The sequence below is a fragment of the Streptococcus parapneumoniae genome (assembly GCF_037076355.1).
Lineage (GTDB): Bacteria > Bacillota > Bacilli > Lactobacillales > Streptococcaceae > Streptococcus > Streptococcus parapneumoniae.
In genome coordinates, this window is sequence record NZ_AP026968.1 from 693,404 (window position 1) to 706,089 (window position 12,686).

At 40.9% G+C, this 12,686-nt stretch carries 11 protein-coding genes; 9 read left to right on the forward strand and 2 right to left on the reverse strand.

The features are described from left to right. Nucleotides 1-473: 473 nt before the first annotated feature. Nucleotides 474-1,442 carry an NAD(P)/FAD-dependent oxidoreductase gene (locus SP4011_RS03700; RefSeq protein ID WP_338619922.1) on the reverse strand — a complete coding sequence of 323 codons (969 nt, stop codon included), beginning with the start codon at nucleotides 1,440-1,442 and terminating at the stop codon, nucleotides 474-476. Between the two features lie 134 nt (nucleotides 1,443-1,576). Between SP4011_RS03700 and cdaA the strand changes: the two genes are divergently transcribed. The 8 genes from cdaA to SP4011_RS03740 all read left to right on the forward strand — a co-directional run bounded on the left by cdaA (nucleotide 1,577) and on the right by SP4011_RS03740 (nucleotide 9,870). Next, nucleotides 1,577-2,434, forward strand: coding sequence for a diadenylate cyclase CdaA (gene cdaA, locus SP4011_RS03705; protein ID WP_050083861.1), 858 nt, complete (start codon nucleotides 1,577-1,579; stop codon nucleotides 2,432-2,434). Beyond that, nucleotides 2,421-3,200: a YbbR-like domain-containing protein gene (locus SP4011_RS03710; protein ID WP_050083862.1), complete on the forward strand. Its 780-nt coding sequence runs from the start codon at nucleotides 2,421-2,423 to the stop codon at nucleotides 3,198-3,200. The genes cdaA and SP4011_RS03710 overlap by 14 nt, the downstream gene beginning before the upstream one ends. 24 nt (nucleotides 3,201-3,224) lie before the next feature. Further along, nucleotides 3,225-4,577: a phosphoglucosamine mutase gene (gene glmM, locus SP4011_RS03715; RefSeq protein WP_050083863.1), complete on the forward strand. Its 1,353-nt coding sequence runs from the start codon at nucleotides 3,225-3,227 to the stop codon at nucleotides 4,575-4,577. Between the two features lie 73 nt (nucleotides 4,578-4,650). Beyond that, the gene (locus tag SP4011_RS03720) at nucleotides 4,651-5,025 is read left to right on the forward strand and encodes a DUF1149 family protein (RefSeq protein WP_001050088.1); all 375 of its coding nucleotides are present in this window, start codon (nucleotides 4,651-4,653) and stop codon (nucleotides 5,023-5,025) included. A 1-nt stretch (nucleotide 5,026) separates the two neighbouring features. Then, nucleotides 5,027-5,875 (forward strand): DegV family protein, encoded by an 849-nt coding sequence (locus tag SP4011_RS03725; RefSeq protein ID WP_050083864.1) that lies wholly within the window; start codon nucleotides 5,027-5,029, stop codon nucleotides 5,873-5,875. Between the two features lie 163 nt (nucleotides 5,876-6,038). Next, complete coding sequence (dapB, locus tag SP4011_RS03730; protein ID WP_050083865.1) at nucleotides 6,039-6,806, forward strand: 4-hydroxy-tetrahydrodipicolinate reductase; 768 nt, start codon at nucleotides 6,039-6,041, stop codon at nucleotides 6,804-6,806. Then, the gene (locus SP4011_RS03735; protein ID WP_078140833.1) at nucleotides 6,803-8,002 is read left to right on the forward strand and encodes a CCA tRNA nucleotidyltransferase; all 1,200 of its coding nucleotides are present in this window, start codon (nucleotides 6,803-6,805) and stop codon (nucleotides 8,000-8,002) included. Before dapB ends, SP4011_RS03735 begins: the two co-directional genes overlap by 4 nt. Next, entirely contained in the window at nucleotides 7,999-9,870 is a 1,872-nt protein-coding gene (locus SP4011_RS03740; RefSeq protein WP_338619930.1) for an ABC-F family ATP-binding cassette domain-containing protein, read from the forward strand. The genes SP4011_RS03735 and SP4011_RS03740 overlap by 4 nt, the downstream gene beginning before the upstream one ends. A 37-nt stretch (nucleotides 9,871-9,907) precedes the next feature. On the opposite strand, the gene mntE is transcribed toward SP4011_RS03740, so the two are convergent. Beyond that, nucleotides 9,908-11,092: a CDF family manganese efflux transporter MntE gene (gene mntE, locus SP4011_RS03745; RefSeq protein ID WP_050083868.1), complete on the reverse strand. Its 1,185-nt coding sequence runs from the start codon at nucleotides 11,090-11,092 to the stop codon at nucleotides 9,908-9,910. A 159-nt stretch (nucleotides 11,093-11,251) separates the two neighbouring features. Between mntE and SP4011_RS03750 the strand changes: the two genes are divergently transcribed. Beyond that, nucleotides 11,252-12,685 carry a hypothetical protein gene (locus tag SP4011_RS03750; protein ID WP_338619933.1) on the forward strand — a complete coding sequence of 478 codons (1,434 nt, stop codon included), beginning with the start codon at nucleotides 11,252-11,254 and terminating at the stop codon, nucleotides 12,683-12,685. Nucleotide 12,686 lies beyond the last annotated feature (1 nt).

A 12,686-nucleotide genomic window follows, 5' to 3' on the forward strand; every position in this document is an offset into this window, starting at 1 on the left:
ATCAGTATGATTGGTTGATTCCATTTTTCTAACAGCCTGATGTCGCTAGTTTACAAAATATTAACCTGTTTCTTGACAATTGAATAGAGCATGTGAGATAATAAAGGGGAATTGAGAAGTTCTAGCATTTTAGTGCTAACAGAAATCCCCTCGGTACTGCAATACCGAGGGGATTTTTTCTGGGTTAGATAGCACTAACCATGAAGGTTACTTGTCGAAGTGATCGTCTAACCAACGAGTCACCAGCCATGAGATGATACTCTCGATGACTGCGATAAGTACTATTCTGAGAAGTTCTAGCATCTGTAATACCTCCTTTTCCAAGGCGTATTGTTAGTGCCGTCCCTATTATATCACATGTTTTATCAGTTTGATAGGCATTTTTATTTTTGTTAAAGAAGGGGGAAATATGAGCTAACAAGATAGCCGATGAACTATAAAACCACGAATCCTATGTTACTCGTGGTTCTTTTTTATAAACTAGTAGAGTGTTTTGGTTGTACTTTTTGCTCTGGGTCGATGTAGTTGATAGCATTATTGACAGCAGTTGGAGCTTCTCCGAGACCTGTCGCAATCAAGTCAATTTTTCCGTCATAGTAGCAGCAGTCACCGATAGCATAGATACCTGCTTGGCTAGATTCTTGTTTGCTGTTGACAATAATCTTGTGACGATTGAGGTCCAGACCCCAGTTTTTAAGGTTACCGACAGAAGATTTGAAGCCATAGTTGACAAAGAGGTGGTCTAGGTCAATCGTTTCTGTTTCATCAGATTTAACTTTTGTGATTTCCAACTTGTCAAGCATTTTTCCATCTCCAAGGAGTTGGCTAGGAACGAATGGTGTCTTGATGGATACAGATGATTCTTGCAAGGCTTGAACACTGTGTTCCAAGGCACGGAAATTATCTCTGCGGTGAACAAGGGTGGTTGGTGCAATTTTTTCAAAAGCCAAAGCCCAATCCACTGCTGAGTCTCCCCCACCAAGAATCGTCACTTTTTTACCAGCGTATTGCTGGATGTTGGAAACGTGGTAATGGATATTTTCATAGCCCTCAACGCCTTCTAGTTCCAAAGGACGTGGCTTGAAGGCACCGCCCCCCATAGCGATGATAACAGTTTTTGATAGATGACTTCCTTTAGAAGTTGTGATGATAAAGCCTTCTTCTTGTTTTTCAATCTCAAGAACTGTTTCATTGAGATGGATAGGGGTATCAAAGCTGTTTAGTTGTTCAATCAAGCGGTTGGTCAATTCTTCTCCAGTCAGGTTTGGGAAGCCTGGGACGTCTAGGATTTCCTTTTCAGGATAGAGAATAGCAGGTTGTCCACCTAGTTGGGGAAGGGAGTCGATGATTTGGACCTTGGCTTGGCGTAGATGGGCATAAAAGGATGCAAAAAGCCCGACAGGACCACCACCTACAATGGTAATATCATAGAGTTGAGACATAGTTTCTCCTTTGTTTTTTCTAGTCAGTTTATTTTATCATATTTTTGCTCAATGTAAAATGAACTAGGATAGGGAAAAAATGCCAGAAAATGGTATAATAGGACGAAAGTGTTTTGATAGGGAGGATATCAGGGATGAATTTTCAACAATTATCCAATCTGCAATATTGGACCAGTTTGTTTGCAAGTCCATGGACGATAGCTATCAATCTGATTGATATTTTGATTGTTGCTTATATTTTATACCATTTTACAAAAGCTATTGCAGGAACCAAGATTATGATTTTGGTACGTGGAGTTTTGGTGTTTATTTTAGCTCAAATCCTTGCAAATATGATTGGCTTGACTACGATTTCTTGGTTAATCAATCAAATTATTACTTATGGGGTTATTGCGGCGGTTGTTATCTTCTCTCCAGAGATTCGGACTGGTTTGGAACGTTTGGGAAGAGCGACAGATTTCTTTTCCAATGCCCCTATTAGTGCTGAGGAACAGATGATTCGTGCCTTTGTTAAGTCTGTTGAATACATGAGTCCTCGTAAAATCGGGGCCTTGGTTGCTATTCAGCGTGTACGTACCTTGCAGGAGTATATTTCGACAGGAATTCCCTTAGATGCTAAGATTTCTGCAGAACTTCTCATTAACATTTTTATTCCCAACACTCCCCTACATGATGGTGCGGTGATTATCAGAGAAGAACGTATCGCTGTGACGTCTGCCTATCTGCCTTTGACAGAAAGTACAGGAATTTCCAAGGAATTTGGGACCAGACACCGGGCGGCTATCGGTTTATCAGAAGTCTCAGATGCCTTGACTTTTGTCGTATCAGAGGAAACGGGAGGAATTTCGGTAACCTATAATGGAAGCTTTAAGCACAACCTAACACTTGATGAATTTGAAACAGAATTACGTGAAATCTTACTTCCAAAAGAGGAAGCAGGTCTTAGTTTTAAAGAACGATTGCTAGGAGGATGGAAACATGAGAAAAAATAGTTTATATATCATATCCTCACTCTTTTTTGCTTGTGTCTTATTTGTCTATGCTACGGCGACGAATTTTCAAAACAGTACCAGTGCTAGGCAGGTAAAAACGGAAACCTATACGAATACAGTAACAAATGTCCCTATTGACATACGCTATAATAGTGATGAGTATTTTATTAGCGGTTTTGCTTCAGAAGTATCAGTGGTCTTGACTGGTGCAAATCGCCTATCGCTAGCTAGTGAAATGCAAGAAAGCACACGTAAATTCAAGGTTACTGCTGACCTAACAGATGCCAGTGTTGGAACGATTGAAGTTCCTTTGAGCATTGAAGATTTACCCAATGGGCTGACCGCTGTGGCGACTCCGCAAAAAATTACAGTCAAGATTGGTAAGAAGGCTCAGAAGGATAAGGTGAAGGTTGTACCAGAGATTGACCCTAGTCAAATTGATAGTCGGGTACAGATTGAAAATGTCACGGTGTCAGATGAAGAAGTGTCGATTACGAGTGACCAAGAGACATTGGATAGAATTGATAAGATTATCGCTGTCTTGCCAACTAGCGAACGCATAACAGGTAATTACAGTGGTTCAGTACCTTTGCAGGCAATCGACCGCAATGGTGTTGTCTTACCGGCAGTTATCACTCCGTTTGATACAATAATGAAGGTGACTACAAAACCAGTAGCATCAAGTTCAAGCACATCAAATTCAAGCACAAGCAGTTCATCGGAGACATCTTCGTCAACGAAAGCAACTAGTTCAAAAACGAATTAAAAATAGAAAAAGGATTTTATAAAAATGGGTAAATATTTTGGGACTGATGGAGTCCGTGGAGAAGCTAATGTAGAACTTACTCCGGAATTAGCCTTTAAACTAGGACGTTTTGGAGGCTATGTTCTGAGTCAACATGAAACGGAAGCACCAAAAGTCTTTGTGGGACGTGACACACGTATTTCCGGGGAAATGCTAGAATCTGCCTTGGTGGCAGGTCTCCTCTCTGTAGGGATTCACGTATACAAATTAGGCGTTCTGGCAACACCAGCAGTAGCTTACTTGGTTAAAACTGAAGGAGCAAGTGCCGGTGTCATGATTTCTGCCAGCCACAACCCAGCCCTTGATAACGGAATCAAGTTCTTTGGTGGTGATGGCTTCAAACTAGATGACGAAAAAGAAGCAGAAATTGAAGCCTTGCTAGATGCTGCGGAAGACACTCTTCCTCGTCCAAGTGCAGAAGGCTTGGGAACCTTGGTAGATTACCCAGAAGGCTTGCGTAAGTATGAAGGCTACCTTGTTTCAACTGGAACTCCTCTTGATGGAATGAAGGTTGCCTTGGATACAGCTAATGGAGCAGCTTCTACCAGTGCCCGTCAGATTTTTGCTGATCTTGGTGCTCAGTTGACGGTTATCGGAGAAACACCAGATGGTCTTAACATCAACCTTAATGTTGGTTCAACCCATCCAGAAGCCCTTCAAGAAGTGGTCAAAGAAAGCGGGTCAGCGATTGGTTTGGCCTTTGATGGAGACAGTGACCGCTTGATTGCTGTTGATGAGAATGGTGACATCGTTGATGGTGACAAGATTATGTACATCATCGGAAAATACCTTTCTGAAAAAGGGCAATTGGCTCAAAATACAATTGTGACAACTGTTATGTCTAACCTTGGTTTCCACAAGGCCTTGGACCGTGAAGGCATTAACAAGTCAGTCACTGCAGTTGGCGATCGTTACGTTGTTGAAGAAATGAGAAAATCAGGCTACAACCTTGGTGGTGAACAGTCTGGTCACGTCATCTTGATGGACTACAATACAACAGGTGATGGTCAATTATCTGCTGTTCAATTGACTAAAATCATGAAGGAAACGGGTAAGAGCTTATCAGAGTTGGCAGCAGAAGTAACCATTTATCCACAAAAATTAGTCAATATCCGAGTGGAAAATGCCATGAAGGAAAAGGCTATGGAAGTGCCAGCTATCAAGGCTATTATCGAGAAGATGGAAGAAGAAATGGCAGGGAATGGCCGTATCCTAGTACGCCCAAGTGGAACAGAGCCCCTCTTGCGTGTTATGGCAGAAGCTCCTACAACAGAAGAAGTGGACTACTATGTTGATACTATCGCAGATGTAGTTCGAGCTGAAATCGGGATTGACTAAATCCTAGAAAACTAGATGAAAATAAAAAAATATGGTACAATAGCTTATAATATTGTAGCCAAGGGAGAAAGACATGAATCTTAAACGTGAACAAGAATTTGTTAGTCAGTATCATTTTGATGCGCGTAATTTTGAATGGGAAAATGAAAATGGAGCTCCTGAAACCAAGGTGGATGTGAATTTCCAATTGCTCCAACATGACCAAGAAAATCAAGTGACTTCCTTGATTGTCATCTTGACCTTTATGATTGTATTTGATAAGTTTGTCATCAGTGGAACCATTTCACAGGTAAATCATATCGATGGCCGTATTGTCAATGAACCAAGTGAATTGAGCCAAGAAGAAGTGGAAACTTTGGCTCGCCCAAGTTTGAACATGCTCAACCGTTTGACTTACGAAGTAACTGAAATTGCATTAGACTTACCAGGAATCAATTTGGAGTTCTAATATGAAACTAGCTGTTATCACAGATTCTTCTGCCTATCTCAGTGCAGAGACCTTGCAAAGAGAAGATTTATTTGTCTTGGATATTCCTGTCAATATTGATGGTGAGGAGTATGTCGAAGGTATCAATCTGACTGCTGAGGAATTTTACCAAAAAATGGCTCAGGCTTCTGAATTGCCTAAGACCAGTCAACCAAGTATTGCCAAGTTAGATGAGATTCTAACTTCGCTCAAAGAACAAGGTTATACCCATGCCTTGGGGCTTTTCCTATCTTCTGGAATTTCAGGTTTTTACCAAAATATTCAGTATATGATAGATGAATATGAGGGCTTAACCATTGCTTTTCCAGACACTTTGATTACAAGTGCTCCTCTGGGTATCATGGTTGAAAGCGTCTTTAATTGGCGTGACCAGGGCGATGATTTTGCCAGCATTCAGGATAAGCTAGCCATTCAAATCAGTCGTACGTCAGCTTTTATCATGGTAGATGATTTAGATCATTTGGTGAAAGGTGGGCGCCTTTCAAATGGGGCTGCCATTTTGGGCAATCTGCTAAGCATTAAGCCAATCCTTTATTTCAACGACCAAGGTGTGATTGAAGTTTACGAAAAAGTTCGTACTGAAAAGAAAGCAACCAAACGCTTAATTGAAATTATCAAGGAAACAACGGCTTCAGGCCAATATCGGGTCATTGTCATTCATGGGAATGCTCCTGAAAAGGCTGAGGAATTGCGTCAACACTTGCTTGATTCTGGCTTGGGTTCGGATGTTTCACTTGCTACATTTGGTAGTGTCATTGGAACTCACCTAGGAGCAGGAAGCATTGCTCTGGGTTATATTCCAGTGATTTAGTTGGCATTTTTAGACTAGTTAAGATGGCTTGTATCTTAGCAATTGAACACGGACTACCTGCCTCTTGAAAAAAGATGCCTGTCTTGCCTTTCGTGGAAAGTCAGCGCCATTCCCTATTTTTCATGGGCAGCTAACGTCCTTTGTATCTTAGACAGGAGTAGAGATGAGTATTCGAGTAATTATTGCCGGTTTTAAGGGAAAGATGGGCCAAGCTGCTTGTCAGATGGTCTTGGCTGATCCAGACTTGGACTTGGTAGCAGTTTTGGATCCTTTTGAGTCTGAGTCAGAATGGCAGGGTATTCCTGTTTTCAAGGATAAGGCTGATTTAGCAGGCTTTGAAGCGGATGTCTGGGTAGACTTTACTACACCAGCCGTTGCCTATGAAAATACACGCTTTGCTCTTGAAAATGGCTTTGCTCCAGTAGTTGGAACAACAGGTTTCACAAGTGAAGAAATTGCAGAGCTAAAAGCATTTTCTCGTGAACAAAATTTGGGTGGTTTGATCGCTCCAAATTTTGCCTTGGGTGCTGTTTTACTCATGCAATTTGCAAGGCAGGCTGCTAAATATTTCCCAAATGTGGAGATTATTGAGCTCCATCATGACAAGAAAAAGGATGCTCCGAGTGGAACAGCTATTAAAACAGCTGAGTTGATGGCAGAAGTTCGAGAGTCTATTCAGCAAGGTGCGCCTGATGAGGAAGAATTGATTGCAGGTGCCCGTGGTGCTGACTTTGATGGTATGCGTATTCACTCAGTTCGTTTACCAGGCTTGGTAGCCCATCAGGAAGTCATCTTTGGCAATCAAGGAGAAGGATTGACCCTTCGTCATGACTCCTATGATCGCATCTCCTTCATGACAGGGGTGAATTTGGGAATTAAAGAAGTTGTCAAGCGTCATGAGCTTGTCTATGGATTAGAACACTTATTATGAGATTAACGCAAATGCCTTCTGAATTTCAGAAGGCTTTACCAGTATTAGAAAAAATTAAAGAAGCAGGTTTTGAAGCCTATTTTGTTGGGGGCTCTGTTCGAGATGCCCTTCTCAATCGCCCTATCCACGATGTGGACATTGCGACGTCTTCTTATCCAGAAGAGACCAAGCAGATTTTTCCGCGAACAGCCGATATCGGAATCGAGCATGGAACTGTCTTGGTCTTAGACGGGGATGAGGAGTATGAGGTAACCACCTTCCGGACAGAGGATGTCTATGTGGACTATCGCAGACCAAGTGCGGTTTCCTTTGTGCGTTCGCTAGAAGAAGACCTCAAGCGCCGTGATTTCACAGTCAACGCCTTTGCCTTGGACGAGACAGGAGAAATTGTTGACTTGTTTCATGGTTTAGACGATTTGGAAAATCAAGTCTTGAGGGCGGTTGGAGTGGCAAGTGAGCGTTTCAACGAAGACGCTCTGCGGATTATGCGTGGTTTCCGTTTTCAGGCCAGTCTTGGCTTCGAACTTGAGCCAGAAACCTTTAAAGCTATGAAGACCTTGACGCCACTTTTGGAGAAAATTTCTGTAGAGCGTACTTTTGTTGAGTTTGATAAACTCTTGCTGGCTCCATTTTGGAGAAGGGGCTTGGCTTCCATGATTGAGAGTCAAGCTTATGACTATCTCCCTGATATGGCAGCTAGCCAGGACAAGCTCAATAGACTGTTTGATTTGGAGACTGATTTCACCTTTAAATCCTCTGAACAAGCCTGGGCAGCTCTACTGTGGGCTTTGGAGATTGAAAATGCGCAGCCATTTTTGAAGGCTTGGAAGACCTCACGCCAGTTTGCTAAGCAAGTTCAGGATTTGCTGACTATTTTGGCCTTGCGTGAAAAGGGAGAATTGAGCAAGCGCGATTGTTATCGCTTTGACTTGGATTTACTTTTACAGGCTGAAAATCTTCGTCAGGCTCAAGGGAAACCAGTCAACCCACAAGCCATCACAGAAACCTATCAGAGTTTGACCATTCATGATAAGAAAGAAATTCAGATTAATGGTGGCATTTTGATTAAGGAATATGGCTATCAGCCGGGACCTGACTTGGGAGAGATTTTAACAGAGATTGAGTATGCCATTGTCGATGGAGAATTGGAAAATGACCGTCAAGCCATCCATGCTTATCTGAGGGAGAAAAAATGAGTGATTTTATCGTTGAAAAACTAAGTAAATCCGTCGGTGACAAGACCGTTTTTAAGGATATTTCCTTTATCATCCATGACCTAGACAGAATTGGTCTGATTGGTGTCAATGGGACTGGCAAGACCACCCTTTTAGATGTCCTTTCTGGTGTTTCTGGCTTTGATGGGGATGTCAGTCCTTTTTCAGCAAAGAACGATTACCAGATTGGCTACTTGACCCAGGACCCTGATTTTGATGATAGCAAGACGGTCTTGGATACGGTTCTATCTAGCGACCTTAAGGAAATCCAGCTCATTCGTGAGTACGAATTGATCATGCTCAACTATAGTGAGGACAAGCAGGCTTGTTTGGAACGTGTCATGGCAGAAATGGACTCTCTCCAAGCTTGGGAAATTGAGAGTCAGGTCAAGACGGTTCTTAGCAAGCTGGGGATTCAGGACTTATCCACTCCAGTTGGGGAATTGTCAGGTGGTCTGAGAAGACGAGTTCAGTTGGCGCAAGTCTTACTTGGCAACCACGACCTCTTGCTTCTGGATGAGCCGACCAACCATCTGGACATTGCGACTATTGAGTGGCTGACCCTCTTTTTGAAAAATTCCAAGAAGACCGTCCTTTTTATTACCCACGATCGTTATTTCCTAGACGCTTTGTCAACACGGATTTTCGAGTTGGACCGAGCAGGCTTGACCGAATATCAGGGAAATTATCAGGATTATGTTCGCCTTAAGGCGGAACAGGACGAGCGCGATGCGGCTCTTCTCCACAAAAAGGAACAACTTTATAAGCAAGAATTGGCCTGGATGCGCAGACAACCGCAGGCGCGTGCGACCAAGCAACAAGCTCGTATCAATCGTTTCCACGATTTGAAGAAAGAAGTTTCAGGTGGCGTTGCTGAAACAGACTTGACCATGAACTTTGAAACCAGTCGGATTGGGAAGAAGGTCATCGAGTTTCAAGATGTTTCTTTTGCCTATGAAAACAAGCCAATTTTGCAAGATTTTAATCTCTTGGTGCAGCCCAAAGACCGTATCGGAATCGTTGGGGACAACGGTGTTGGGAAATCAACTCTCCTTAACTTGATTGCAGGAAGTCTTGAGCCGATAGCAGGTCAAGTTATCATTGGGGAAACGGTTCGCATCGCCTATTTCTCTCAACAAATCGAAGGTCTGGATGAAAGCAAGCGAGTGATCAATTACCTACAGGAAGTGGCAGAAGAGGTCAAGACCAGCGGTGGTACTACGACTTCGATTGCAGAATTGCTAGAGCAGTTCCTTTTCCCACGTTCGACGCATGGAACCTTGATTGAGAAATTGTCAGGGGGAGAGAAAAAACGTCTTTATCTCCTCAAATTGCTCTTGGAAAAACCAAATGTTCTCCTCTTGGACGAGCCAACCAATGACCTGGACATTGCAACCTTGACAGTTTTGGAGAATTTTTTGCAAGGCTTTGCTGGTCCAGTTTTGACTGTTAGTCATGACCGCTATTTCTTGGATAAGGTAGCGACCAAGATTCTCGCTTTTGAGGATGGTAAAATTCGTCCTTTCTTTGGTCATTACACCGACTATCTTGATGAAAAAGTCTTTGAAACAGAGATGGCCAATCAAGTGCAAAAGGTAGAAAAGGAAAAAGTCGTCAAGGTTCGAGAAGACAAGAAATGTATGAGCTACCAAGAAAAGCAGGAGTGGGCAAGTATTGAAGGTGATATTGAAGCCTTGGAAGATCGTATCTCTGCTATTGAAGAGGAGATGCAGGCCAACGGCTCCGACTTTGGTAAGCTGGCTACTCTCCAAAAAGAACTAGATGAGAAGAACGAAGCACTTCTTGAAAAATACGAACGCTATGAATACCTAAGTGACTTTGATAGCTAGAAGAATAGAAAAATCCCGTCTCATTGACAGGATTTCTCTATTCTTTTTTGGTTTCCTGGTGGAAGACATTTTGCCAAGTTTCATGGCGACGCCAGATACTGGTATGGACAATTCCGTCCAATTTATAGCAGATGAGTTTGGTCTTTTGACTGATGGAAGTGATTTGGATGTCCTTGATAGCTGAATTCAAGTCTTTTTCTGCTTTATAGGCCTCTTTATCCATCTGCTTTCCGTCTTGGCGAATATAGACAAAATCATCAGCTAATAGTTCTTCCAGTTGATTTCCCTGATCAATCAATTGTTCACGCATAAGCAATTTTTTGTAGACATTGTCTAAAATTTCATCCTCAGGGATAGGCGCTGGCTCAATATGAACATCGGTATCAAAGACGCCAAAACGTTCCTCCAGCATAGATTCGACTTGATCCGCGATTTCATGGCTCGCAAAAACAGACAAGTCTGGATTCATTTCTAGCGTAATATCAAGGTAAATGTTGCTACCGTAGGTGCGACCTCTTTGCGATTTGACCTTGCTGATTTTAGGAATTTCCATGATAGCCTTTTGGTAGTCCTCAAGCAGACGGTCATCGAAGCCATCTGATAGGCTAAAGGAGGACTCGATAAAGATATCATAGGCAGTTTTCAAGATAAAGAAAGTGATGATGATAGCGACCAGTTTATCCACAATGGGATAATTGAAACTGCTAGCCAGGATGGCAATGGTCGTACCAAGCGAGGTGACAGCATCAGAAAGATTATCCTTGGCTGCGGCCTTCAGTGCCTTGGAGTTGGATTTCTTACTAAGGCCAGTGTTGTAGAGATACACCAGAAACATAATCGCTGCAGACATAATTCCTAGAGTTGCACCAAGAGGGTCAATAACCGTTTCTTCACGACTGAGAATCTTCTGAATGGTATCCTGAAGTACATCAAAGCCAACATAGAACATGATGATAGAAGTGACCAAGCTAGCCAAATCCTCAATCTTCCAGTGACCAAAACGGTGGTCTCGGTCTGCAGGCTGGCGCGCCATCCGAATGCCAATCAAGAGGGCCACATTTCCAATGATGTCCGACACGTTGTTAAAACCATCAGCCACCAAACTGGATGAATGAAGGAGATGACCAGTTGCTAATTTGGCTGCAGACAAGATTAAATAGGTTGAAATGCTGATAATGGCCCCACGCTCAGCTAACTTGAGATTTGAAATAGATTGCTTCATTCAACTTCCTTTCTAGTCACATAGCATTCTACCATTATACTGCTTTTCAAGGGAAAATTCAAATAGGACGGATAAAACTAAGAAAACACAAAGCAGAAAATGCTTTTTTTTTTAGGAAATATGATAGACTGATAAAGTGAAAAGTTGAGGTAAATAAAATTGAAAAAAATAAGTATTTTAGCGATGAGTATTTCTTTGCTCTTTACTGTTTTAGTCTGGTTCTCGATGGTAACAAATGTCAAACAAGGAATACCGTTTTCAGATGCTAGTATTTTTGAATATTTTGGGTATGCAATGAATCGAGGAGAATTGATGTATGCAGACTTATTTGATCATAAGGGGCCAGTTCTTTTTTTACTGAACTACCTAGGATATCTTATTGGTGGTGCGTTAGGAATTAAATTTTTATACCTATTTTGTACATTTCTATTCTTTATAGCTAGCTATAAGATCTCAAGATTATTTACTGGGAATAAGCAAACAATTTTAACTTTAGCAATTATCTTTATAATTTATGAGTATTTTTTTGATGGCGGTTGGAGTTTAGAAGGTTTTATTTTACCTTTTTTGTCTTATTCATTATACATTTTTTTAAAATTATTTATACAAAATGATTTCAGTAAAAATGACATCGTAGTATCAGGTGCGTTTTTCGCTATTGTATTTTTTACGAAAGCAAATATGATAGGGATTTGGCTAGTATTTTGTATTTATGTATTGATTGATTTTATACTAAAGAAAGCATACAGGGAATTGTTTTCTTTGATAGGATTATTTTTCGTTGGAGTATTAATACCAACTATCCCTTTGTGCCTATATCTGTTATCAAAGGGCATCTTTATTGAAATGGTATACCAGTCGATTGGAATTAATTTTATTTATGCTACAGAGTCTAATAACGTTTCGATGTATGAGATTATCAGATGGTACATTTCTCAAACAAATCTCTTAAGTCTTAATTTATTGATGTTATTTTCCTTGATGCCACTGTGGAAGAAATTTGGAATAAAATCAATCTTCTATCATTTTGTTTTTATTGTTTGTTTACTTCTGGCTCTTATCTCAAAAAGAAGCTATGGTCATTACATTTTAGTAATGCTCCCGATTTTGATTCCATATATTTCCTATTTATTTCATAGCATATCCAAGAAAATGTCTTTTCAAGTATTTTTTGTCTTATTCTTAGGATTTATTATTGTATACCAGAATGATGTAAAATCCATCATGAAAAGTATGAATACAAGATATCTGAATAGATCTGAGAAACAGCAACGCGTTGCTAGCTATATAGAGAAAAATACGTCGATAGATGACCGAATTTATACACACCGTCAAAATGGAACAATTTATTTGTATAGTGAACGGCTAGCTAGTACAAAATTTTTCTTCATCCCAGCTGTGACAGATGATCGAGTTATTATTGATGAGTTTAGAAAATCTATACAAGAAAATCCTCCTATCTATATTGTATTTGATACTGAATGGGATTATGGTAAGAGAACTGACTCTTTTATAAAGGATTACATTAAAGTAAATTATCACTTAGAAAAACAGATTGATACGGCTATGATTTATAGAAAAGGAGGAGAATAGC

Bases quoted from the DNA above. Each gene is read 5' to 3' on its own strand.
- SP4011_RS03700 (WP_338619922.1), bottom strand. From the start codon at position 1,442: ATGTCTCAACTCTATGATATTACCATTGTAGGTGGTGGTCCTGTCGGG.
- cdaA (WP_050083861.1), top strand. From the start codon at position 1,577: ATGAATTTTCAACAATTATCCAATCTGCAATATTGGACCAGTTTGTTT.
- SP4011_RS03710 (WP_050083862.1), top strand. From the start codon at position 2,421: ATGAGAAAAAATAGTTTATATATCATATCCTCACTCTTTTTTGCTTGT.
- glmM (WP_050083863.1), top strand. From the start codon at position 3,225: ATGGGTAAATATTTTGGGACTGATGGAGTCCGTGGAGAAGCTAATGTA.
- SP4011_RS03720 (WP_001050088.1), top strand. From the start codon at position 4,651: ATGAATCTTAAACGTGAACAAGAATTTGTTAGTCAGTATCATTTTGAT.
- SP4011_RS03725 (WP_050083864.1), top strand. From the start codon at position 5,027: ATGAAACTAGCTGTTATCACAGATTCTTCTGCCTATCTCAGTGCAGAG.
- dapB (WP_050083865.1), top strand. From the start codon at position 6,039: ATGAGTATTCGAGTAATTATTGCCGGTTTTAAGGGAAAGATGGGCCAA.
- SP4011_RS03735 (WP_078140833.1), top strand. From the start codon at position 6,803: ATGAGATTAACGCAAATGCCTTCTGAATTTCAGAAGGCTTTACCAGTA.
- SP4011_RS03740 (WP_338619930.1), top strand. From the start codon at position 7,999: ATGAGTGATTTTATCGTTGAAAAACTAAGTAAATCCGTCGGTGACAAG.
- mntE (WP_050083868.1), bottom strand. From the start codon at position 11,092: ATGAAGCAATCTATTTCAAATCTCAAGTTAGCTGAGCGTGGGGCCATT.